The sequence below is a fragment of the Tersicoccus solisilvae genome (assembly GCF_014643255.1).
GTDB lineage: Bacteria > Actinomycetota > Actinomycetes > Actinomycetales > Micrococcaceae > Tersicoccus > Tersicoccus solisilvae.
Genome location: NZ_BMJI01000084.1, coordinates 1 through 575, shown reverse-complemented (window position 1 = coordinate 575; position 575 = coordinate 1). Strand labels below are relative to the sequence as shown.

The 575-nt window shown below is 55.0% G+C and carries 1 protein-coding gene; it reads left to right on the top strand.

Annotation, left to right across the window (positions count from 1 at the left end):
* On the top strand, positions 1 to 575 hold a 575-nt coding region (locus IEX22_RS16360), incomplete at both ends, for a LysM-like peptidoglycan-binding domain-containing protein (RefSeq protein ID WP_229660117.1).

Genomic DNA, 575 nt, shown 5'->3' with positions numbered 1-575 from the left:
GTTCCAGAGCAAGCCAGTCCGGCGATAGCCGAGTTGGAACACTTCGAGATAAAGAGTGGCGATACCCTGGCGGCGCTCTTCAGCCGCGCCTCACTCACCGCCAGAGAGGTTTACGACATCACTCAACTGCCACTGGCGAAGAAAAACCTGCTGAAAATCATGCCAGGTGACGAAGTCGCCATAGGTAAGAACGCCGAGGGCGAACTGCAAGAGCTGAGATACCGCCTCGATGCCATCTCTACCCTGATAGTCCGCAAACAAGGCAAAGGTTACGAAGAGGAACTGGCGGTAAAAACTGTCGAGACCCGGGATAAATTCGCCCGCGCCAGTATCAAGAACAACTTCTGGAATGCCGGTGTCGATGCCGGACTGACCCCGGCGCAGATTATGCAACTGGCCACCATATTCGGCTGGGACGTCGACTTTGCCCTGGATATCCGCGAAGGCGACAGCTTTGCCCTCATGTATGAAGAGGAATATGCCGACGGCGAGTTTCTGCGTAACGGCAACATATTGGCCGCCGAGTTTATCAACCAGGGCGAGCGATACACTGCAGTGAGATACAAGGATGGCAA